20 protein-coding genes are annotated in these 20,458 nt (G+C 62.1%); 11 read left to right on the top strand and 9 right to left on the bottom strand.

Annotation, left to right across the window (positions count from 1 at the left end):
• Entirely contained in the window at window positions 1–1,302 is a 1,302-nt protein-coding gene (hisD, locus tag IMCC21224_RS15435) for a histidinol dehydrogenase (protein ID WP_047996094.1), read from the bottom strand.
• 155 nt (window positions 1,303–1,457) lie between these two features.
• On the opposite strand from hisD, the gene IMCC21224_RS15430 reads away from it, so the two are divergent.
• Window positions 1,458–2,423 carry a LysR family transcriptional regulator gene (locus tag IMCC21224_RS15430; RefSeq protein WP_047996093.1) on the top strand — a complete coding sequence of 322 codons (966 nt, stop codon included), beginning with the start codon at window positions 1,458–1,460 and terminating at the stop codon, window positions 2,421–2,423.
• A 174-nt stretch (window positions 2,424–2,597) separates the two neighbouring features.
• On the opposite strand, the gene IMCC21224_RS15425 is transcribed toward IMCC21224_RS15430, so the two are convergent.
• Window positions 2,598–3,362 (bottom strand): alpha/beta fold hydrolase, encoded by a 765-nt coding sequence (locus tag IMCC21224_RS15425; RefSeq protein ID WP_047996092.1) that lies wholly within the window; start codon window positions 3,360–3,362, stop codon window positions 2,598–2,600.
• Window positions 3,363–3,497: 135 nt separating this feature from the next.
• On the opposite strand from IMCC21224_RS15425, the gene IMCC21224_RS26575 reads away from it, so the two are divergent.
• From IMCC21224_RS26575 to IMCC21224_RS15410, 3 genes are all read left to right on the top strand, one after another.
• Window positions 3,498–3,905 (top strand): hypothetical protein, encoded by a 408-nt coding sequence (locus IMCC21224_RS26575; RefSeq protein ID WP_231582099.1) that lies wholly within the window; start codon window positions 3,498–3,500, stop codon window positions 3,903–3,905.
• A gap of 333 nt (window positions 3,906–4,238) precedes the next feature.
• Window positions 4,239–4,676, top strand: coding sequence for a CreA family protein (locus IMCC21224_RS15415; RefSeq protein ID WP_156178297.1), 438 nt, complete (start codon window positions 4,239–4,241; stop codon window positions 4,674–4,676).
• Window positions 4,677–4,875: 199 nt separating this feature from the next.
• Entirely contained in the window at window positions 4,876–5,073 is a 198-nt protein-coding gene (locus IMCC21224_RS15410; protein WP_047996090.1) for a CsbD family protein, read from the top strand.
• Between the two features lie 131 nt (window positions 5,074–5,204).
• Here the strand turns inward: IMCC21224_RS15410 and glyA are convergent, their stop codons facing one another.
• A complete protein-coding gene (glyA, locus tag IMCC21224_RS15405; RefSeq protein ID WP_047996089.1) occupies window positions 5,205–6,500 on the bottom strand; it encodes a serine hydroxymethyltransferase in 1,296 nt (431 codons plus the stop codon).
• Window positions 6,501–6,673: 173 nt separating this feature from the next.
• Here glyA and IMCC21224_RS15400 point away from each other — a divergent pair, with 173 nt between their 5' ends.
• Together IMCC21224_RS15400 and IMCC21224_RS15395 are read left to right on the top strand one after the other, a co-directional pair.
• Window positions 6,674–7,435 carry an NAD kinase gene (locus tag IMCC21224_RS15400; protein WP_047997180.1) on the top strand — a complete coding sequence of 254 codons (762 nt, stop codon included), beginning with the start codon at window positions 6,674–6,676 and terminating at the stop codon, window positions 7,433–7,435.
• Between the two features lie 194 nt (window positions 7,436–7,629).
• Entirely contained in the window at window positions 7,630–8,559 is a 930-nt protein-coding gene (locus IMCC21224_RS15395) for a LysR family transcriptional regulator (RefSeq protein ID WP_047996088.1), read from the top strand.
• 9 nt (window positions 8,560–8,568) lie between these two features.
• Here the strand turns inward: IMCC21224_RS15395 and IMCC21224_RS15390 are convergent, their stop codons facing one another.
• The 6 genes from IMCC21224_RS15390 to IMCC21224_RS15365 form a co-directional block, all read right to left on the bottom strand.
• Window positions 8,569–9,876: a lyase family protein gene (locus tag IMCC21224_RS15390; RefSeq protein WP_047996087.1), complete on the bottom strand. Its 1,308-nt coding sequence runs from the start codon at window positions 9,874–9,876 to the stop codon at window positions 8,569–8,571.
• A complete protein-coding gene (locus IMCC21224_RS15385) occupies window positions 9,873–11,711 on the bottom strand; it encodes an ABC transporter ATP-binding protein (RefSeq protein ID WP_047996086.1) in 1,839 nt (612 codons plus the stop codon). The genes IMCC21224_RS15390 and IMCC21224_RS15385 overlap by 4 nt, the downstream gene beginning before the upstream one ends.
• Window positions 11,711–12,619, bottom strand: coding sequence for an ABC transporter permease (locus IMCC21224_RS15380; RefSeq protein WP_047996085.1), 909 nt, complete (start codon window positions 12,617–12,619; stop codon window positions 11,711–11,713). Before IMCC21224_RS15380 ends, IMCC21224_RS15385 begins: the two co-directional genes overlap by 1 nt.
• Window positions 12,616–13,533: an ABC transporter permease gene (locus tag IMCC21224_RS15375; RefSeq protein WP_047996084.1), complete on the bottom strand. Its 918-nt coding sequence runs from the start codon at window positions 13,531–13,533 to the stop codon at window positions 12,616–12,618. The genes IMCC21224_RS15380 and IMCC21224_RS15375 overlap by 4 nt, the downstream gene beginning before the upstream one ends.
• Before the next feature lie 89 nt (window positions 13,534–13,622).
• Window positions 13,623–15,149, bottom strand: coding sequence for an ABC transporter substrate-binding protein (locus IMCC21224_RS15370; protein WP_047996083.1), 1,527 nt, complete (start codon window positions 15,147–15,149; stop codon window positions 13,623–13,625).
• Window positions 15,150–15,277: 128 nt separating this feature from the next.
• Window positions 15,278–16,213: a LysR family transcriptional regulator gene (locus IMCC21224_RS15365; protein WP_047996082.1), complete on the bottom strand. Its 936-nt coding sequence runs from the start codon at window positions 16,211–16,213 to the stop codon at window positions 15,278–15,280.
• Window positions 16,214–16,312: 99 nt separating this feature from the next.
• On the opposite strand from IMCC21224_RS15365, the gene dctP reads away from it, so the two are divergent.
• The 5 genes from dctP to IMCC21224_RS15340 are packed head-to-tail and all read left to right on the top strand — an operon-like array spanning window position 16,313 to window position 20,446.
• A complete protein-coding gene (gene dctP, locus IMCC21224_RS15360) occupies window positions 16,313–17,320 on the top strand; it encodes a TRAP transporter substrate-binding protein DctP (RefSeq protein ID WP_047996081.1) in 1,008 nt (335 codons plus the stop codon).
• A gap of 15 nt (window positions 17,321–17,335) precedes the next feature.
• Window positions 17,336–17,809 carry a TRAP transporter small permease gene (locus tag IMCC21224_RS15355; RefSeq protein ID WP_047996080.1) on the top strand — a complete coding sequence of 158 codons (474 nt, stop codon included), beginning with the start codon at window positions 17,336–17,338 and terminating at the stop codon, window positions 17,807–17,809.
• A 4-nt stretch (window positions 17,810–17,813) separates the two neighbouring features.
• The gene (locus IMCC21224_RS15350) at window positions 17,814–19,097 is read left to right on the top strand and encodes a TRAP transporter large permease (protein WP_047996079.1); all 1,284 of its coding nucleotides are present in this window, start codon (window positions 17,814–17,816) and stop codon (window positions 19,095–19,097) included.
• Window positions 19,098–19,106: 9 nt separating this feature from the next.
• Window positions 19,107–19,457, top strand: a complete 351-nt coding sequence (locus tag IMCC21224_RS15345) for a hypothetical protein (RefSeq protein ID WP_047996078.1) — start codon at window positions 19,107–19,109, stop codon at window positions 19,455–19,457.
• Entirely contained in the window at window positions 19,454–20,446 is a 993-nt protein-coding gene (locus IMCC21224_RS15340; RefSeq protein WP_053078997.1) for an alpha/beta fold hydrolase, read from the top strand. Before IMCC21224_RS15345 ends, IMCC21224_RS15340 begins: the two co-directional genes overlap by 4 nt.
• Window positions 20,447–20,458: the final 12 nt, after the last annotated feature.

The raw sequence follows: 20,458 nt of genomic DNA, 5'->3' as shown, positions 1-20,458 counted from the left end.
TTATCCTTTGGTCATTGCCGCCCGGAGGGGCGTGTTCAGGAACGTGTCAAGCCGGGCATCGGCAGTCAAGGCGTGACCTTCCATGCCTTCGGCGCGTGATATTGTGGCGGTGGCGGTGGCAAGGTCGGGCAAGGCCTGTGCTGTGACGCGTTGCCAGGTCACTGTCTTCAGGAACTTGTGAACCGACAGACCGCCAGTGTAGCGCGCCGCGCGACCGGTGGGCAGCACGTGGTTGGGACCTGCCGCCTTGTCGCCAAAGGCCACTGTGGTTTCGGCCCCCAAAAACAGCGAGCCATAGGCCGAGAGGCGTTTGAGCCACCAATCCAGATCAGCCGCCTGCACGTGCAGATGTTCGGGGGCGTAGGTGTCGGCGGTCTGGGCCATCTCTTCGCGGCTGGAACACAGGATGACCTCGCCCAATGCGTCCCAGGCGGCGGCGGCGGCCGTGCGGTTGGGTTCGGGCAGACGGGCCAGCGTAGCAGGCATCAAGGCCAGCACCTGCCGGGCCAGTGGTGCGTGATCTGTGACCAGCCAGACCGGCGAGGTGGCGCCGTGTTCCGCCTGTCCCGCCAGATCAAGCGCGACCAGTGCCGGGTCGGCGGTGGCATCGGCGACGACCATGCTGTCGGTGGGGCCCGCGATCATGTCGATGCCGGTTGGGCCGAATATCTGCCGCTTGGCCTCGGCGACGTAGGCATTGCCGGGACCGACCAAGATGTCGGCGGCGCGCAAACCAAAGAGGCCCTGCGCCATGGCTGCAATGCCCTGCACCCCGCCAAGGTTCAGCACCCTGTCCGCACCGGCCAGATGCATCGCATACAGAATCGCGGGCGGTATGCCGCCTTGGTGTGGCGGAGAGCACGCGATGACATGGCTGACGCCAGCGGCGCGGGCGGTCGTGATGGTCATCAGGGCTGATGCGATATGGGCATAGCGACCGCCGGGCACATACGCCCCGGCGCAAGTGACAGGCAATTGTCGCTGACCTGCGATCAGGCCCGGGCGCAGTTCGGTTTCAAAATCGGTGACGCTGGCGCGCTGGGCCAGGGCAAAGGCACGAATGTTGGCGTGCGCATAGGTGATGGCGTTGCGCAGCGCTGGGGCCACTTTGTCAGCTGCGGCCTCCAGTTCGCTTTGTGGGACGATCATTGGGCCGGTCCAGCCATCCAGTGTTGCGGCGTATTCCGCGACCGCGACCTCGCCCTGCGTCGCGATGCGGGCAAGCATGATTTGCACGGTGTCGGTTGTGTCACGGCTGCTGTTCGGTGGCAGGCCGGGGGCGGTTTTCAGTGTCAGCGGCATGAGTGACTCCGGAGCAGGCGAATTGATCGCAAGGGTGGCGGGGCGGGGGTGGCTAGGCGGGTATTGCTTGACGTTAGGCCAGTGGTTAGGCCAGTGGTTGGGCGAGTGATCGTTTCACAAAAGATGAAACTATGGTGGCGCACAGGGGACCTGGTATGCTGATGAAAGGGGTCACATTGCGGGGACTTGAAGTGTTTGAGGCACTGGCTGCTACCGGTTCGGTCGCGCAGGCCGCCGAAAACCTGGGGCTGAGCCAGCCCGCCGTCAGCCAGCAGATGCGCAACCTTGAAACCGCACTGCACGCGGACCTGATCGATCACGGGCGGCGCCCGATGATGTTGACCCCCGCAGGCCGGTCGTTTCTGGTCCGCGCGCAAGTGGTGCTCAGTCAACTGCGACTGGCGCAGAACGAACTGACGGTGATGGATCTCACACATCTGAGCACGCTGAACCTGGGAATGATCGACGATTTCGACAATGATCTGACACCGCGTCTGGTCACCATTCTGGCCGAAAACCTGACGCGTTGCCGGTTCAAACTGATCAGCGCCCCCAGCCACGAAATCAGCGCTGCGATGCAGGCGCGCAAGCTGCATATCGCCGTGGCGGCCAGCAGTGGACAGGTCATGGACGGCGTGATCGAATATCCGCTGGTGCGCGACCCGTTCATGCTGGTCTGTCCGCGCGGATCTGTAGCTGAGGCCGGTTCGCTGGAAGAGGTGATGCATCGCCTTCCGCTGCTGCGCCACGACCGTGAACAGCTGATCGGGCGACAGGTCGAGGCGCATCTGGCGCGTCAGAAACTGGTCTTTGCCGAACGGTTTGAGATTGGCACACATCTGTCGCTGATGACGCTGGTGGCGCGCGGTGTTGGCTGGGGTGTGACCACACCGCTGGGATACATGCGGGCCGGTCGGTTCCACGATGAGATCGAGGCCCATGTGCTGCCGTTCAAGCCGTTTTCGCGCACCATATCGCTGTTTGCCCATACCGATTGGGCTGATCGGGTGCCGCGCGACGTGGCGCGGACCATGCGCAATCTGGTGCAGGAACTGGTGATCGACCCGGCGCAGCGGCAATTGCCCTGGCTCGATGGTCAGTTGCGCGTGCTCGACGGCTAGGGCGCGGCGCTGCGGCGTTGCGGCTGTGTTGGTGATTGGTGTCTGTGGCGGCATGGGTTTGTTTCCTTGTGCCACCAGCATGAGCGCGCAGAACCGCCCGCGCACAAGGGGGCGCGGATCGCATTTGCCAAGAGCGGTTCGCCGATTTCGAAAATCCGAAGCTGGCCCGCGATGTCAGCCGGGCAGCGCCAGAAAGGCGCGCACCGCTGCTTCGAATTCGCGGGGTTTTTCGGCGTGCAGCCAGTGACCGGCGCCGGGAATGCGGGCAAAGCGCGCCGTGGGGAACATCCCCCGGATCTGGGGACGATATTCCGGCGTCACGTAATCCGAGTCGCCGCCCGACAGAAACAGTGTTGGCCTGTCGAAGGTGGCGGATACCTCGGGAAAGCCCAGCACCTTGGGCATCTCGGCCTCAAGCGTGTCGAGGTTCAGCTTCCAACGCTTGTCCTTGAGGTCCAGAGACTGGGTGAAAAAGCTTTGTAGGGTCGGATCAGGCACCGTCAGCGCCAGTTGCGCCAGCGCGTCCGAGCGTTTCTCGACCCTTTTCAGATCGACCGACCGCATTGCGTGGATGAATTGCACCTGACTGTGGCTGTAGCGTACCGGCGCAATATCGGCCACGATCAGGCGGTCTACCGTGTCGGGATAGCCTAGCGCCAGCATCATCGCGGCCTTGCCACCCATCGAATGCCCAACAACATTCGCGCGACCGCCAATCGTCGCAACGACCCCAGCCAGATCCGCCGCCATATCGGGGTAGCTGTGGCTGTCGGTCCATGGGCTGTCACCGTGATTGCGCAGGTCAACGGCCACCACCAGCCGGTCCTCTGACAGGCGTTTGGCGATCACCCCCCAATTGCGGGCAGAGCCATAGAGCCCGTGAACGATGACCAGCGGCAGCTGATCGGTGGCAGAGCCATGGGTGATTGTATTCAGCATGACATCAGGTCTACTGCGCCCCGGTGCGAGAGAAAAGTGGCGCCGCTCTGCTGTGCGGCTTTTTGTTTCAATGGAACTGGCTTTTGCATTGATGGCGCCACGGTTTGGCGGTTCTGGCGCTGGGGATTGCATCTTTTGTCTGCCGCAGCGGCGGGGTATCGTGCGACGATGATCGAAGTGAAGGATGTCCAACGCCAGGCAAAGCGACTCGAGGCGCTGCTGGCCGAACGCTTTGGAGCGCGCGAGGGCGATCTGTCCCAGCGTCTGGCACGGGTGGGGCGCGGATTGCCGGGATCGGTCCGGCGCGACGCAGGCCTGGTGGCCGAGGCGGCGCGGATGGCTGGCAACCCCAAGCTCGCCCACAGGGCCGACCCTCGGGCGGTTGCAGCGGCCTTTGCCCGCGCCGAGGCGCAGTTAAAGCGCGTCGACGTCGCTGATCGGCGCAAAGGGCGAATCCTGAGTGTTCTGGGAACGCTTGCGTTCAACCTTTTGCTCGCGGCGGGCGGTTTGCTGGCCCTGCTGATCGCGCGCGGTTTTCTGTAAGGTCGCGCGTTTGGCGTGCTGCCGCTGCCGCCTGAATGCCATGAAAACGGAGACCAGCGAAGCCGTCACCACAGGACGCGGCCATAGCATTGCACTGCTGGCGTAATCAAAGACGGGAACGTTTTGCGATTTGCTGCGTTCATTCTCCAGACAGGCAGTTCAGCTGCCGGGGCGCAGGCCCACATATAGCAAAACGCAAAAGCGAGGACATACCATGAACCGGGTTATCTATATCGTCGGACTGATCGTTGTCGTATTGGCCATTCTTTCGTTCTTTGGTCTACGATGAAATCAGGCGGTCGCAGAGCCGCAGGTTCCGTTATCACGTGCCTGATGGCGCTGTTTGCATCTAGCGGAGCCGCTCAGGCCGAGGAGGTCGGAAATGTCGATGTGGACTGGCTGGGCAATGACATCATCATCGAAGCCTTTGCTGACCCCGAAGTTGCGGGTGTCACCTGCCATGTCGCCTATTTCGAACGCGGTCTGATCGACAGGCTGCAAAAAGGCAACTGGTTCGAAGATCCGTCAAATTCGTCTATTGCCTGTCGGCAGACAGGGCCAATCGAGCTGGGTGATATTGATCGTTCGGACGAAGGCGAAAGCGTGTTCTCGGAACGCCGGTCGATCATCTGGAAGTCGCTAAGTGTAAAGCGGATTTTCGATGAAGCGAACCAGACGCTGATCTACATTTCGCACGCTCGCGATGTGCAGAACGGTTCGGCCAAGATGGCGATATCGACTGTGCCGCTGTTTCAACCCGGCAAGCCCTGACAACGGCCGCTCCGGCGGCGGCGGGGCAGGGCAATCAAAGAATGACCAGATGCGGTGGGTGCCGCCTCTGTCCTCGCCACCCGGATCTACGGGGACGGGGTGCGGTTCCGGCCGCTCAGAAGTTATGGCTATGCCCGGGATGTCCTGGACGCAGCCGCACGTCTCAATCAAATGCAACCAACCATGAAAGGAATATCACATGAACTGGGATCAAATCGAAGGCAACTGGAAGCAGCTCAGCGGTAATGTCAAAGCCAAGTGGGGCGATCTGACAGACGATGAAGTGGCCGAAATTAACGGCAACCGCGAAGTGCTCGAAGGGAAGATCCAGGCCAAATACGGCAAGTCGAAAGAACAGGCCAAAGAGGAAGTGGATCACTTCATCAACGGTCTATAATTCAGACGATACACGACATGAAACGGGGTCGCCATCTGGCGACCCCGTTTTGCGTCACTTGGCCGTGATTCCGGGGCCTGATATACCGAGGCCTGACCAGAACCGCACGGGCGGTCCGGATCAGCACCCGATCAGAGGTTCGGGTACAGCGGGAAGCGGTCGCAAAGCGTCGCGACCTCTGCCTTGACCTTGTCCTCAACCGCGCGGTTTCCGTCCTCGCTGTTGGCCGCAAGACCATCAACGATCTCGTTGATCCAGTCACCGATCTCGCGGAACTCAAGCTCACCAAAACCACGCGTCGTCCCGGCGGGCGAGCCGAGCCGGATGCCGCTGGTCACAGTCGGTTTCTCGTCGTCAAACGGTACGCCGTTCTTGTTGCAGGTGATGTGCGCCCGGCCCAAAGCCTTGTCTGTGGCGTTGCCCTTGACGCCTTTGGGGCGCAGGTCAACCAGCACGATATGGCTATCGGTCCCGTGGGTCACAGTTTCCAACCCCCCCTTGTGCAGCTGATCCGCCAGCGCCTGCGCATTGGCGATGACCTGCTTGATGTAGGTCTTGAACTCGGGGCGCAGGGCTTCGCCAAAGGCGACCGCCTTGGCCGCGATCACATGCATCAGAGGGCCGCCCTGAATGCCGGGGAAAATCGCCGAGTTGATCTTTTTGGCGATCGCCTCGTCGTTGGTCAGAATCATGCCGCCACGCGGACCGCGCAGGGTCTTGTGCGTGGTCGTGGTGGCAACATGGACATGCGGAAATGGATCAGGATATTCGCCTGCCGCGATCAGGCCGGCAAAATGTGCCACGTCAGCCAGCAGGTAGGCACCCACTGAGTCAGCAATCTCGCGCATTTTGGCAAAGTCGATCTTGCGCGGGATGGCCGAGCCGCCAGCGATAATCATCTTTGGCTTATGCTCGGCTGCGAGGGCGGCAATCTGGTCATAGTCAATGTCCAGCGTGTCGCGGCGCACGCCGTACTGAATGGCGTTGAACCATTTGCCCGACTGGTTGGGGCGCGCACCGTGGGTCAGGTGGCCGCCGGCATCCAGCGACATCCCCAGGATGGTGTCGCCCGGCGTCAAAAGCGCCTGAAACACACCCTGGTTCGCCTGCGAGCCGGAATTCGGCTGAACGTTGGCGAACGCGCAGCCAAACAGTTGGCACGCGCGGGAAATGGCCAGCTCTTCGGCCATGTCGACGAACTGACAGCCACCGTAATAGCGCCGGCCCGGATACCCTTCGGCATATTTGTTGGTCAGAACCGAACCCTGCGCTTCGAGCACAGCGGCCGAAACAATGTTTTCCGATGCGATCAGTTCGATCTCGTCGCGCTGGCGACCAAGCTCACTGGTGATGGTGCCAAAGAGTTCCGGATCGCGCTGAGCCAGGGATTCGGTGAAAAAACCGGTGTCGCGGTGTGGGGCGTTCATGGGCAGTGCCTCCCTCTTGGGTTGCTGGGTGGTCCGTAAGATGCGCGTTTCCTATCGGAACACGGGGCGCGCGAAAAGCACGTAAAGCGACTTGTTGGCCAATGTGCACGGCATTGCTGGTGCCTGACGGGAACTTGTGCTTGTTTCGGAAACACATAACCGGGGAAGACAAGATGTCGCTGAGAATAGCCTTTGCCGCAAGCGAGGCACCAATAGCACAGGCGGCCCGGGAGGCGCTGACGCGGCAATATGGCGATCACGCTGAACAAGGCGCGGATGTGATCGTGGCGCTGGGCGGCGACGGCTTTATGCTGGCGACGCTGCACCGGACGCAGAATCTGGCGGCTCCGGTCTATGGGATGAACCGCGGGACCGTCGGTTTTCTGATGAACGAATATTCGGGTCAGGGATTGGAAGAGCGGTTGCGCGCGGCCGAAGAGACGGTGATCAACCCGCTGTCGATGCGCGCGATCACCGCGGATGGGACGATCCACGAGGCACTTGCCATCAACGAAGTGTCGTTGCTGCGGGCCGGTCCACAGGCGGCACGGTTGCGGATCAGCGTCGACGGTCGGCTGCGGATGTCCGAGCTGGTCTGCGATGGCGCGCTGGTGGCGACGCCGGCCGGATCGACGGCCTACAACTATTCGGCGCACGGGCCGATTTTGCCGATCGGATCTGATGTACTGGCCCTGACCGCGATGTCAGCCTTTCGACCGCGACGCTGGCGCGGCGCGTTGCTGCCCAAAACCGCAGAAGTCCGGATTGAGGTGCTTGACCCGTCCAAGCGCCCGGTCATGGCCGAAGCGGACGCACGCGCGGTGCGCGACGTTGTGCAGGTCGATATCCGATCCGAACCTGATATCAAGCACCGGGTTATGTTTGATCCGGGCCACGGATTGGAAGAGCGATTGATTCAGGAGCAGTTTGTCTGAGCACTGACCCGATCCAGTGGCTCCAAAATAGGGTTGCTCGGAATTTTCGGTCGCGGCGGCTCAGTCCTGATCATCGCGGAGGGAGAGTGAAATGACCGTCAGGTTGATCGCCGTGACACTGCAAACGGCAGACCGGCAGCGCCGCTGCGATCTGTGGCACGTCGCCCCGGTTCTATGGGGCGGGGCGTGCTAGGATGAACCTTCGCGCTTTGCAGTTATTCCGGCAAATCGTCCTGACCGGTGCCCTTTCCGAAGCGTCCGCACGGCTGAACATTTCCGCGTCAGCCGCCAGTCGGCTGCTATCGCAGCTCGAGAGCGATATCGGTCTGACATTGTTTTCGCGGACCCGACGGCGGCTGGAACTGACAGAAGAGGGGCAGTTGTTCTTTCGGCAGGTTGCCAACACGTTGATCGGGATTGATGAGATACCGCGCGTTGCGGCCGATGTGCGCGGCCGGGCGCAGGGCTGGTTGTCGGTGGTCACAGCAGCACCGCTGGCCAACGGGCTGGCTGTGCCGGCTTTGGGGCGGCTCGCGGCAGAAACGCGGTCGCTGCAATGTACGGTCAGCGTCGAAAGCCGGTTTGACATCGAAAGCAAGGTGTCGGTGCGCGGCTACAACCTTGGCCTGATTTCATTGCCGGTCGAAAATGCGATCATTGATTTGCAGGTTGTGCCGTTTTTGCGATCAAAGCTGTGTGTGCTGATGCCTGAACACCATCCATTGGCGACACATGAGGTGATCCGGGTTCAGGATCTTGCCGGGCAGACGTTTGTCACGCTTTCACCGGGGCAGCGTTGGCGGAACCGGCTGGACGAATTGATGGGTCTGGCGGGGCAGCCATTTACGATCGCGTTTGAGACCGGATCGACCGTGGTGACGGTCGAGATGGTGCGCGCGGGCCTTGGCCTGACGCTGATCGACAGGGTCTGTGCGCCGCCGGTTTCGGGCGGTGGTCTGGTGCTGCGCCCGGTCGAAGGCGAGCACTGGATCACGTATGCCAGTTTGCATCCGCGCGGCCCCTATGCCCCGTTGGCGGAAAAGTTTCTGGATGCGATCAGTGATCATATTGAGGCGCTGCGCCTGCGCGAGGCGCAGGCGCATGACTTTCTAGAGCTGATCTAGCGCACGGGTCTACGCGCTGCCCAGCCGCGCAGCGAGGCTGATCGCAAGCGTCGCGGCCTCATGGGCGATGACCTTGCTGTCGCCGGTGTATTGGGCCGGATCAAGAGCCGCAGCAATCGCTTCGTAGGACAGATGGGCGGCGATTTCGGGGGCGGTTCTCAGCGCCTGCGCGCCGCCGGTTTCCAGCACGTGGTGCACGATATCGTGGGCAGATCCACGCCCCACGACGGGGGCCAGCACCATCATCAGGTTCTCGGCGACAATCGCGCCCTGACTGCGGGCGAGGTTCGCGGCCATACGGGCGGGGCTGGGGGTAAGGCGGACCAACGTGTCGGCAAAGCTTTCGCTCATCCGCCAGGCCAGTGGTACAGCACGATCCAGCACTGACGACAGCAATTGGTTGGCCGAGGCATCGCCTTCGTGACTGCTGCGCCCGGCCTCCATTGCCGGAGCGGCAAGGGCGCGCAGTTCGACCGCCTGAGCGATGGTACGCACCACGTATTTCGGGTTGATTTTCTGCGGCATGGTCGACGATCCGACGGTGCCCTTGTCCAGCTGCTCGCTCATCTCGCCAATTTCTTCGGTCATAAGCGCATAGGCCTCGGACATGGTCCGTTCTACCGTCATGGCAAGCATCGCAAGTTGCACCACGTATTCCGCGAACAGATCATTCACCGCGCGTCCCGGCACCAGCAGTTCGCGCAGGCCCAGATCGTCGGCCAGCTTGCGGTTCAGCGCGCGACCTTGGCTGCCAAAGGCATGCATCGCGCCGACTGCGCCACCAAAGGGCAGGGCGAACATGCGCCCGGCGGCGTCGGTCAGGCGGGCCTCGGCGCGGTCCATCTCTTCGATCCAGCCGGCAATCTTGAAGCCCAGCGTGATTGGCAGCGCGTGTTGGCGGTTGGTGCGCCCGGCCATCAGGGTGCTGGCGTGGGTCTGGGCCAAATCGCCCATGCGGCTCACCGCGCGGCCAAGGTTGGCGCGGATCGCGGTGTCTGCCTTTCGCAACAGCAGCAATCGCCCGGTCTGCATCACGTTTTGCGTTGTTGCCCCCCAGTGGACATAATTCCCGGCCTCGCCCGCTGCAGCGCCCAGTAGTCGGGTCAGCGACAGGATGGGCGCCATCGTGCGGCGCACATCGGCCTCCATCGCATCGCGTCCAATCGTGTCGAGCGTGGCTGCGGCGATGATGTCGGCGGCGGCCCAATCGGGGATCATGCCCAATTCGGCCTGCGCCCGCGCCAGCGCCGCCTCGACATCAAGCCATGATTGCCAAAGCGTATCGCGGGCAAAAAGCGTGTCCGGGGTCAGGTTCATCGCGTCGCCTCCTGCGCGGGTGTTCTGGTCATCTGCTCGGGGCGGAACTGTGGTGCCGCAGCCAAAAGCTGCGCGGTATATTCGCTGGACGGGTGGCGCAGAACGGCGTCGCAGGTGCCCTGTTCAACCAGCTTGCCGTTCAGCATCACTGCGACCCGGTCGGCAACCTGATGCACCACCGCCATGTCATGGGTGATGACAAGGCAGCTAAGCCCAAGTTCGGCCTGCAGGTCGGTCAGCAGGTTCAGGATCTGCGCCTGCACCGATACATCCAGCGCCGAGGTCGGTTCGTCACAGACCAGCGCCTGTGGCCGGGTGACAAGGGCGCGGGCGATGGCGACACGCTGGCGCTGACCGCCGGACAGTTGCGACGGATAGGAATACAGCAGCCGCGTTGGCAGGCGAACCATCTCCATCGCCTCGCGGGTCTTGGTGTCGCGGGTTGCTGCGTCGTCCGTGCCGCGCAGCGTCAGCGGCCGCGAGATAATCTCGGCCAGTGTACGGCGCGGGTTGAGCGAGGAATACGGGTCCTGAAAGATCGGCTGCACAAGGGCCGCACGTTCCAACGGCGAAAGGTCCGCGACCGGGCGGCCCAGCATGGTGACCGTTCCCGACGTCGGCAGCGACAGGCCCAACATGATCCGCGCAAGGGTGGATTTACCCGAACCGCTTTCCCCGACCAGCGCCAGCGTTTCGCCGCGCCTGAGTGTCAGGCTGACGCCATCGACGGCGGTGATTTGGTGCTTGGCGCCGAACAGCCCTTTGCGCGAGGAATAGACCTGAATGATGTCGCGGGCTTCGATCATCGCGTCCTCATTGGCGGCTTTGACGTGATCAGCGCGTATGGGGGCGGCGGGCACAGGGGCGGGACGTTCGCCGTCACTCAGGATGCAGCGGCGGGTATGCGCTGCGGTGCCAAGGCGTGGTGGCCGTGCGGCAACACATTCTGCGCGCACATAGCTGCATCGTGGGGCAAAGATGCAGCCCGTCGGTGGGCTTAGCAGCGACGGCACGGTTCCGGGGATCGCGCCCAGTCGTCGGGGGGGACCATCCATGCGCGGTATCGCCCCCAACAGCGCCTGCGTGTAGGGATGCGCAGGGTCAGCCATGACGGCCTGCGCCGTGCCTTCCTCGATCATCTCGCCGCCATACATCACCGCGACGCGGTCGGTCTGTTCGGCCACGACGGCAAGGTCGTGAGTGATCAGGATCATCGCCATGCCCATTTCGCGCCGCAGGCCGGCCAGCAGGTCGAGGATCTGCGCCTGTACCGTGACATCCAGCGCGGTTGTCGGCTCATCCGCGATCAGCAACTCAGGCTCCAGCATCAGGGACATGGCGATCATCACCCGCTGTCGCTGACCGCCTGACAGTTGGTGCGGGTATTGCGACAATCGCGCGACGGGATCGGGAATGCCGACCCGGTCGAGCAGGCCAAGCGCGCGCTTTTGGGCCGCGCGCGGGCTTTGGCCACCGAACTGCACCGCCGCTTCGGTCATTTGCCGCCCGATGGTGTAGACCGGGTTGAGCGAGGTCATCGGCTCCTGAAAGATCATCGCGATCCGGTGGCCAAGGAATTGCCGCGAAAAGGCGTTGTCGTCGAGCACGCCAAGGTCAGTGCCATCAAGGTGCAGACTGCCCTTGGTTTCAGCACCTCGCGGCAGCAGGCGCATCAGTGCAAGCGCGGACATACTCTTGCCCGATCCACTTTCTCCGACGATGCCAAGCGCCTCGCCCCGATCAAGGCTGATCGAGACGTCGCGCACCGCGTGCAGGCGACCGGCGGGAAGGGGCAGGGAAACCGAAAGGTTCTGGATATCAAGGAATTTGGGCATCAGCTGCGGCCCTCCGGTGCGGTGATGTCGCGCAGGCCGTCGCCCATCAGGTTGGCCCCAATCACAAGGGTGAACAGGCAGAGGCCGGGCAGAACCACCAGCCACGGGCGGTAGAACATCGCCTGTTTGCCTTCGGCGATCATCAGGCCCCAGCTGGGTGTGGGTGGTTGAATGCCGACGCCAAGGAACGATAGTGACGCTTCGGCCAGGATTGCGATGCCCAGCTCAAACGTGAAGATCACGATGATCTGGCTGACCAGATTTGGCAGGATCTCGTGCCAGATGACCTGACGCGGGGTTGCGCCGGATGCCTGTGCGGCAGCGACGAAATCAAGGCTTCGGATGCGCTGCGTCGCCGAGCGGGTGACGACAAGGTAATAGGTCCAGTGCAACACACCGATGATACCGATTACCACCCAGATCGACGGGCCGATGATGAACACCAGTGCCATGGCGAGCAGAAGGCCCGGCAGGGCGAGTTGAGCCGTCAGAAGAAAGCTGACGGCGTGATCGACCCAGCCGCCGAAATAGCCGGCGACAACACCAAGGGTGACACCGATCAGCAGGCCGATGGTGGCCGCGCCAAGACCGATCGAGATTGACACCCGCGCGCCATAGATCAGGCGGCTGAGATAGTCCCGCCCGTTCTGATCCGTGCCCAGCATGTGATCCCAGGTGCCGCCCTCAGTCCAGACCGGGGGCAGCATCCGGCTGCTTAGCGATTGCACAAACGGGTCATGCGGGGCCAGCAGCGGCGCAAAGATCGCGATCAGGGCCAGCGTGACGATCAGCCCGGCACCGATCAGAAATCCGGTATGGCTGCGCGCACGGCGGCGCATCAGCTGGCGCGGGGTAAAGGGGGCGGCCTCGTCGGTCGCCGCGACGGTGAATGTAGGTGCGTCGGTCATCCGATACGGATCCTCGGGTCCAGAGCCGCATTCAGGATGTCGGCCAACAGGTTCATCGCTACAAAGACGATGGCGAAAACAAAGATGAGCATCTGAACCGTCGGGATATCGGCCCCGAGGATGGATTCCAGTGCCAGTCGGCCAAGGCCGTTGATGGCAAAGATGCTCTCGGTGATGACTGATCCGCCGAATTTCTGGCCCAGTTGTACGGCCAGAACCGAAATCACCGGCAGCAGCGCGTTGCGCAGCGCGTGACGGCGCAACAGTGCCCCGCTGCGAAACCCCTTGGAGCGGGCGGTGCGGATGTAATCAGCGCCCATCACCTCGATCAATCCGGTGCGGGTCAGGCGCATCACGGCAGGCACAGATGAGGAGCCAAGCACAAAGGCCGGCAATACGAAATGCAGCCATGTGTCGTCGCCCGACACCGGAAAGATCGGGATCATCACCGCAAAGAGAATGATCATGATCAGACCCAGCCAGAAGTTCGGCACCGCCTGCGCCGACACGGCAACACCCAGCGCCATTCGGTCGATCCACGAATTCGGGTTCAGCGCCGCCAGTGCACCCAGTGGAATGGCGATCGCGATGGTGACGCCAAGGGCGGACAGGGCGAGCGCGATGGTGACGCCTGCGCGTTCGGCCACCAGTTCGGCCACGGGTTTGTGCCAATAGTAGCTTTCGCCAAAATCGCCCTGCAACACGCCGCCAAGCCAGTTCGCATAGCGCACGGGCAGCGGGTCGTTCAGGCCATAACGGGCGCGGATCGTTTCGACCACGTCCTGGGTAGCATCCTCGCCCGCTATGGCCTGGGCGGGGTCCGTGGCGACATTCAGCAGCAGAAACGCCGCGAGCGATACGGTAAAGGCGACGGCCAGCGCCAGAAGAGCGCGCAGCAGGATGTATTTCAACATAGCTCAGACCTTGTGTTCTGTGGGGCGGGGGGACAGCATCCCCTGGCCCGGAATGGCCCCGCTGCGCAATGGCTGCGGGGCCGCGCCGCTTATTTCCAGCTGGCGTTTTGCAGACGGGGCAGGCCGTCGGGATCCAGTGGGAATTCCAGATCCGGCGACACGAGGTAGTTTGCCGAATAGGTGAACAGTGGCGCCCAGTAGGCCTGATCAGCGATAGTACCAAGGGCACTTGAGTAAATCTCGGCGCGCTTTTCCTGATCATTGGTCTGTTCTGCCGCCAGCACCTCGTCCGCCAGAGCCTGATCGCCGGACATGTTGCGGTCACTCTCCATCGAGAAATGGATGCGTGCAATGGCTGCGGTGTCCGCCGTGCCGCCCGAACCCCAAGTGCCGATATAGGCGGGGATATCGCGGGCCGCGCGAGCCTGATTAAGCGATTCCAGTTTGACGTAGCGCAGGTTCACATCGATGCCGATGGCCGTCAGATCCGCCGATACCGCTTCGGCCACGGATTTGTCGCGGTAGGCCCAGAGCTCGAGCGGGAAGCCGTCGCCGTAACCTGCCTCGGCCAGCAGCGCCTTGGCCGCTTCGGGATCGTAGGGATAATCCTGCACGCTGGTGTCACAGCCGAACTGCGCCGGATGGCAGGCGGTGTGGATCGCCTCGGCAGAGCCGCCGATCAGGTACTCGGCCATTTCGGCTTTGTTCAGGGCGTGGTTGATCGCCTGACGCACCTTGACCTTGGTCAGTGGACCATCGGCGCCAGTGTGCCCGGCCGCATCCAGCACGGCAAAGGCGATGCGCAGGTCCGGTCCACTCAGATGTGTGGCCATTGGCGTCGCGCCAAGGCTGTTGGCCAGATCCAGCGGCACCTTGAACATCCAGTCGATTCCGCCCGACATCATCTCGGCCTGTTGGGTGCCGATGTCGGGAATATTGCGCACGATGATCTTTTCGATGGCTGGCTTTTCGCCAAAATATCCGTCGAACCGCTCAAGCACCAGCTCCTGACCGGGTTCAAAGCTGGCAACCTTGTACGGGCCGGTCGAGATCAGCGCCTGCGCCATCGCATCGCGGTCAATCTCGCCGTCCACGTCATAGGCACCGGCCTTGCGCAACATGATCCGCTGCGCCATGTCGCGCAGCAGCAGCGGGTAGACCGACTTCAGGTGAAAGCGAACGGTGTTCGGGCCCGTCACCTCGGCATTGTCGAGCCAGCGGCTGACCACGCCCTGCGCGTTCGATTCACTGTCGTCGCGATTGATCCAGTTGTAGGTATAAGCCACGTCCTCAGCCGTCAGCAGGCTGCCGTCGTGAAACTGCACATCATCGCGCAATGTGATGTCGAGCGTGGTTTCGTCCACGAACTCATGCCCTGTCGCGACGGCGGGGTGGAATTCCTGCGTCACCGGGTCCAGATCGAACAGCGTCGTGTCCGTCATTTGCGCAAGGATGATGTATTCGCGCTTGGTCGTGTAATTATAGTCGAGGTTCAGAATTTCTTCGGCCATGGCCACGCGCAGCGTGTCGTCGGCCTTGCCCGCCTGCACCGGCGCACCGACCAGCGAGGCGGCCATAAATGCCGGAACGATCGCCCGCGTCACAAGGTATGTCATATCTACTCCTCCCAAAAGTGTACGTCGGACGATAGGTACAGAAAACAGATGCGTAAACTGTTAGGTTTGCAGCGATAGTTGTGTTTTATGCAACTGTCGTGAGGCTGGCTAACCTACCGCGCCGTGTTTCAACCGACGGGCCATTCCCCAGATCCATGCAGATCAAGCGTCAAGCGTTCGAGTTCGTCGCGGACCTGGCTATGGACGGTATCCGCCTTGTTGCGGCGGTGATAGCTCATGCAGACCGTGCGTTGGTAGCGCGGGTCGAGCGGTACCGCGCGTACCTGTCCGGCGACCAGTTCCGGCGCAAAGGCGCTTTGGGCAAAGACGCCAAATCCTTCGCCTGCGCTGACCATGCGGACCAATTGCTGGCCGGCGTCGATCTCGAACCGGATGTTCAGTTTTAGCCCCAGCGCGTCAACCTGCCGTTCCAGCAGACTGCGCAGGGTGTGGCGGGCCGATGTGACGATCAGCGGCAGTTCGGCGATGCGGGCAATCGGAAAAGGATCAGGGATGGTGCGCATCTGACCGGCTTCGCCGATCAGCATCATCTCTTCGCGCAGCAGCGGGCGTGAAATTATGGTGTCGGTGTCGACGCCGTTAAAGGTCAGCGCGATATCCAACTCGCCCGCCTCGACCCAGTCATAGAGATAGCCTGACATCGCCTCGACCAGCCGCAGTGACACCCTAGGGAACCGGGACGACAATCCGCGCAGCAATGGCTGGGCCAGCACGACCGCTGCCGACGGCGGCAGGCCGATCGAGACCTCGCCAGAGGGTTCGCTGACCAGGTCCGTCAGCTCGTTGTGCAGCGCCCTCAGGATGCCAAACACCTCGTAGACCTGTGGCAGGAGGCGTCGCCCTGCGGCGGTCAGCGCAACACCGCGCGGCAGCCGTTCAAAGAGGTCGAGTCTAAGGTCCGCCTCGAGTCGTCGGACCGACGCTGACAACGCTGGCTGCGCTACTCCCAGCCTAACGGCGGCAGCGGTGATCGACCCCTCTTCGGCGACGGTCATAAAGGCCTGTAATCGACCAAGGTCAAACTGATGAACGAGCTGCGCCATTTTGCCATATGAATTTAATTATGTCGGAATAGTTAATCCATATAAGATTTTTGTGCCAGAGGCCGTTATCAGGGTCCGACAATATTTAGGGAGGACACCATGATCAGAACCGGATTTATCGTCGCAACCGCAATTGCGGCGGCACTGACCGCCAGCGCAGGGTTTGCCGCAGATTACACCTTGTCGGTGACGCTGGACACCAGCCCGCAGCACGTGCGCAACGTCTGGCTCAAGGATTTTGCCAAGGCGATTGACGAGACGTCCGACGGTCGGCTTGAGCTTGAGATCTTTGAAGCTGCCGCCAAGTACAAGGACAGCGAGGCAGCCGCCGCCGTGGCGCAGGGCGCCATCGACATCGCCATCCCGCAATACCAGCTGATTTCACGCTTTGTCCCCGAAAGCGATTTTGAGCAATTGCCGATGTTCTATGGCCTTGGACGTGATCAGATTTATGCTGTGGTCGATGGCCCGGTCGGCGACGATCTGCACAAACGGATCGAGGACAAGCTGGGTGTCAAGGTGCTGGGCCGTCCGATTGATCTGGGCTTTGGCACAGTCTTTTCGACCGAAGTGGCGCTGAAAACGCCGGGCGATCTGGCGGGGTTGAAGGTGCGGGTGCCGGGTGGTCCGGCGACGGTGCAGCGCTATGAAACCATGGGGTCGGTCCCGGTGCAGATTTCGTGGCCCGACGTGCCGCAGGCGTTGCAGACCGGCACGATCTCGTCGCTTTGGGCCACGCAGGAATCCGTGGCCTCGGCCAAGCTGTGGGACGCAGGTGTCGCCTATGCAATGGAGGACCGTCAGGCCATCGTGCAATATGTGCCGCTGATCAATCAGCGCAGTCTGGACGCGCTGCCCGAGGATCTTCAGGCGCTGCTGATCGACACATGGGATGCGATGGTCGATGGTCAGCGCGACTTTGCTGCGGACCGGCAGGCCAAGGCGCGCGACGTCAACGCCGAGCACGGCATCGTTACCTCAGATCCCAGTGCCGAAGATCTGGATGCGATGCGCCAGCAGCTGCTGGCCGCACAACCCGCGCTGATCGATGAACTTGGCATCGACGGCGGGTTCATTGACATGCTGTCGTCGGCCATCGACGGCTGATCCAGCGGATTGACGATGAAACAGATCCTCATCGGGTTGGAGACCGGGGCGACCGGTCTCCTTGCTCTTGCCGCTGCATTGTTGACAGTCAGCGAATCCATCCTGCGCTATTTGGCACCGACTCTGCTGCCCGACTGGGGGGCCGAGGTCACCGTCTACCTGGTTGGTTGGGCGGTGATGCTGGGGGCAAGTCGGCTGATCCGCGATCAGATGCATGTCAGCGTTGACATGCTGGTCGAGGCGCTGCCACCGCGGACCCGCTGGGTGCTGCGGGTGTTTACCTGCCTCTTTGGTGTCGTGATCGCCGGATTCATCGCCTATGCGGGATGGCTGATGGTGGATTTCGCGCTGATGCTGGGCGAGCGATCTGACAGTTCGATCCGCTTTCCAATGTGGGGGTATTACGCCGCAATTCCGGTGGGGTTTGCGCTGTGTTCCGCAACATATCTCTGGCAGCTTGTACTGCTGATTACCGGACAGGAGGGCTGATCCGATGCTGTTGACGATTGTGCTGATCCTGTTCTTTCTGCTGTTGCTGATCGGGGTGCCGATCTATCTGGTTCTGTCGGGCCTTGCCGTACTGACCTGGGTGGTCGAAGGCGCACCGCTGGTGTCACTTGGGCAACAATATGCCAACCACCTGAATTCCTATACGCTGGTCGCTGTGCCGCTGTTTGTCATCGCGGCGACCTTTATGCAGCGCGGCGGTGTGGCCAAGGCGCTGATCGACATGGCCTCGGCCTGGGTTGGTCGGACACGTGGCGCGCTGGGCATTGTCTGCATTCTGGCGACCGCTGTTTTTGCGGCAATCTCGGGCTCTTCGGTCGCGACGGCGCTGGCGATCGGGGCGGTGCTGATTCCGGCGATGAAAGAGCGCGGGTACCCGATCACCTTTGCCACCGGTACAATCGGCGCCGGGGGCACGCTCGGTATCCTGATCCCGCCCTCTCTTGCCATGCTGATCTACGGTATCATCGTTGATGAATCTGTCCCGCGGCTGTTTCTGGCTGGTGTGGTTCCGGGGCTGTTGCAGGCCGCGCTTTTGATGGTCTACGTTCGCTACTACGCGGTGCGCTATGATCTTCCGGTGGAAGAGGCGATGGACCGCGATCAGTTCATCCACGCCAACCTGAACGCGCTGCCTGCGCTGCTGGTGCCGATCATTATCCTTGGTGGCATCTATTCCGGCCTTGTCACGATTTCCGAGGCGGCGGGCCTGTCAGCCATCGTTGCGCTGATCGTGTCGCTGACCTTTTATCGTGAAATCCGGCTGCGCGACGTGTTGTCGATTTTGGCCGATGGTGTGCGTCAAACCGGAGTGATCATCTTTATCGTGCTGGCGGCGCTGACTTTTGCCCACTGGCTGACCGGGGCAGGTGTGACGCGGGCGCTGGTGAATTTCATCGACACCATGGACCTTAGCCCATGGGAATTCCTGATTGCAGCGAATGTCATCATGTTCGTGCTGGGCATGTTCCTCGAAGTGATCTCGGTCATTCTGATTTTCGTGCCGCTGGTGGTGCCTGCGCTGCTGCAACTGGGGATCAACCCGATCCACTTTGGCGTCATCCTTGTGGTCAACATGGAGATCGCGCTGCTGACGCCGCCGGTCGGCCTTAACCTCTTTGTGCTGAAGTCGGTGGCCAATACCGGCATCGACAAGGTGATCCGGGGCGTGACCCCCTACATCCTGCTGATGCTGTGCCTGCTCGTCTTTATCACCTTTGTGCCCGCAGTCTCGACCTGGCTGCCGGACCTTGTCTTTGGCAAAAACTAGGGGAACGCTATGCCTATTGCCCATATCACCGTTGCCCCGGAACTGGTTGCGCAGGTCACTGCGCAGGCAGGCGACATCACCGAAACCGTCACCGCGATCCTGAAACAGGCGCTGGATGCCAGAGTCGAGCTGATCCAGGTGGTTCTGTCGGCTGCTCTGGCGACGCCCCAGGGGTGCGATGTGCTGTGTGAAGTACAGCACCGCGCCTCGATTGCGCGAAACGGGTATATCCGACAGGCCGCCGCGCAACAGCTACACGACGCGCTGCAACAGGCAACCGGCGGTACGGTCCGGGTGCGTCTGATCGCGCTCGCCCCCGAGGATATCGCCGCTGTGGACAGCCCGGAGGTGCTGAAATGACGGTTCAGCCGATTTCGTTGCGTGGGATCCGATCGTTTCACGTCGGAGGAAAAAGTGTCGAACTGACCGGCCAGCCCCGGCAAGAGTTCCGCGTGTCGCCGGATTCGCCGCCGCGTATGGTGGATCTGAACGGACATTACGTCAGTGGTCAGCTTTATGCGCAGCAATTCATGCTGGAGCAGCCGCAATCAGACGTGCCGGTGCTGTTCTGGCACGGCGGCGCGATGACCGGAGTGACATGGGAGACGACGCCGGACGACAGGCCCGGCTGGTCGTCGATCTTTCTGCGTCGCGGCTATGACGTGGTGGTGTCGGATGCCGTTGAACGGGGACGATCCTCGTGGTCGCCCTATCCGCAGATCTACGACAGCGCGCCATTGTTCCGCACGGCCGAGGATGCCTGGTATCTGTTCCGTATGGGTCCATCCGATGGGTTCTCGGCGGATCCTGCGGCCCGGCGCGCCTTTGCCGGGCAACAGTTTCCTTTGGACCAGTTTGATCAGCTCTGCGCCCAGTTTGTGCCGCGCTGGACAACCAACGCCGCCAGTTCCGTCGTGGCCTACGCGGCGCTTGTCGAACGGTTTGATCGCGTGGTGATCGTTGCGCATTCGCAGGGTGGATGGTTCGCGCAGCGCGTCGCGGCGCAGATGCCGCACCGAATCGCGGCGATTGTGCTGCTAGAGCCCGCGGGGGCCCCAACGCTGGACGCCGCTGGGTGTGCCGCAGCGTCCCGCGTCCCGCATCTGTATGTCTGGGGTGACAATTGCGAAGATCATCCAGCGTGGCAAACCTACAAGGCGGGCGCCATCGCGCAGTCAGACCGGCTGAGGGCGCTGGGCGGGGTGGCGGAACATTTCGACCTGCCAAAGATGGGCATTCGGGGCAATTCGCACATGCCGATGATGGACGCCAATTCTGACGAGATCGCGGATCTTGTGACGCACTGGCTGTCGGATCAGAACGTCACGGCCTGCTCAGAGGTTTCCTGATGGTTGGTTCCG

It is taken from the genome of Puniceibacterium sp. IMCC21224, from assembly GCF_001038505.1.
Lineage (GTDB): Bacteria > Pseudomonadota > Alphaproteobacteria > Rhodobacterales > Rhodobacteraceae > Puniceibacterium.
This window is presented reverse-complemented; position numbering and strand designations above follow the sequence as displayed.

Excerpts from the sequence above, each read along its gene's own strand:
- IMCC21224_RS15400 (WP_047997180.1), top strand. The coding sequence starts at position 6,674 with ATGTCGCTGAGAATAGCCTTTGCCGCAAGCGAGGCACCAATAGCACAG.
- IMCC21224_RS15365 (WP_047996082.1), bottom strand. The coding sequence starts at position 16,213 with ATGGCGCAGCTCGTTCATCAGTTTGACCTTGGTCGATTACAGGCCTTT.
- IMCC21224_RS15425 (WP_047996092.1), bottom strand. The coding sequence starts at position 3,362 with ATGCTGAATACAATCACCCATGGCTCTGCCACCGATCAGCTGCCGCTG.
- IMCC21224_RS15395 (WP_047996088.1), top strand. The coding sequence starts at position 7,630 with ATGAACCTTCGCGCTTTGCAGTTATTCCGGCAAATCGTCCTGACCGGT.
- hisD (WP_047996094.1), bottom strand. The coding sequence starts at position 1,302 with ATGCCGCTGACACTGAAAACCGCCCCCGGCCTGCCACCGAACAGCAGC.
- IMCC21224_RS15430 (WP_047996093.1), top strand. The coding sequence starts at position 1,458 with ATGCTGATGAAAGGGGTCACATTGCGGGGACTTGAAGTGTTTGAGGCA.
- IMCC21224_RS15385 (WP_047996086.1), bottom strand. The coding sequence starts at position 11,711 with ATGCCCAAATTCCTTGATATCCAGAACCTTTCGGTTTCCCTGCCCCTT.
- IMCC21224_RS15410 (WP_047996090.1), top strand. The coding sequence starts at position 4,876 with ATGAACTGGGATCAAATCGAAGGCAACTGGAAGCAGCTCAGCGGTAAT.
- IMCC21224_RS15345 (WP_047996078.1), top strand. The coding sequence starts at position 19,107 with ATGCCTATTGCCCATATCACCGTTGCCCCGGAACTGGTTGCGCAGGTC.
- IMCC21224_RS15375 (WP_047996084.1), bottom strand. The coding sequence starts at position 13,533 with ATGTTGAAATACATCCTGCTGCGCGCTCTTCTGGCGCTGGCCGTCGCC.
- IMCC21224_RS15380 (WP_047996085.1), bottom strand. The coding sequence starts at position 12,619 with ATGACCGACGCACCTACATTCACCGTCGCGGCGACCGACGAGGCCGCC.
- dctP (WP_047996081.1), top strand. The coding sequence starts at position 16,313 with ATGATCAGAACCGGATTTATCGTCGCAACCGCAATTGCGGCGGCACTG.
- IMCC21224_RS15340 (WP_053078997.1), top strand. The coding sequence starts at position 19,454 with ATGACGGTTCAGCCGATTTCGTTGCGTGGGATCCGATCGTTTCACGTC.
- IMCC21224_RS15415 (WP_156178297.1), top strand. The coding sequence starts at position 4,239 with ATGGCGCTGTTTGCATCTAGCGGAGCCGCTCAGGCCGAGGAGGTCGGA.
- IMCC21224_RS15370 (WP_047996083.1), bottom strand. The coding sequence starts at position 15,149 with ATGACATACCTTGTGACGCGGGCGATCGTTCCGGCATTTATGGCCGCC.
- IMCC21224_RS15355 (WP_047996080.1), top strand. The coding sequence starts at position 17,336 with ATGAAACAGATCCTCATCGGGTTGGAGACCGGGGCGACCGGTCTCCTT.
- IMCC21224_RS15350 (WP_047996079.1), top strand. The coding sequence starts at position 17,814 with ATGCTGTTGACGATTGTGCTGATCCTGTTCTTTCTGCTGTTGCTGATC.
- IMCC21224_RS15390 (WP_047996087.1), bottom strand. The coding sequence starts at position 9,876 with ATGAACCTGACCCCGGACACGCTTTTTGCCCGCGATACGCTTTGGCAA.
- glyA (WP_047996089.1), bottom strand. The coding sequence starts at position 6,500 with ATGAACGCCCCACACCGCGACACCGGTTTTTTCACCGAATCCCTGGCT.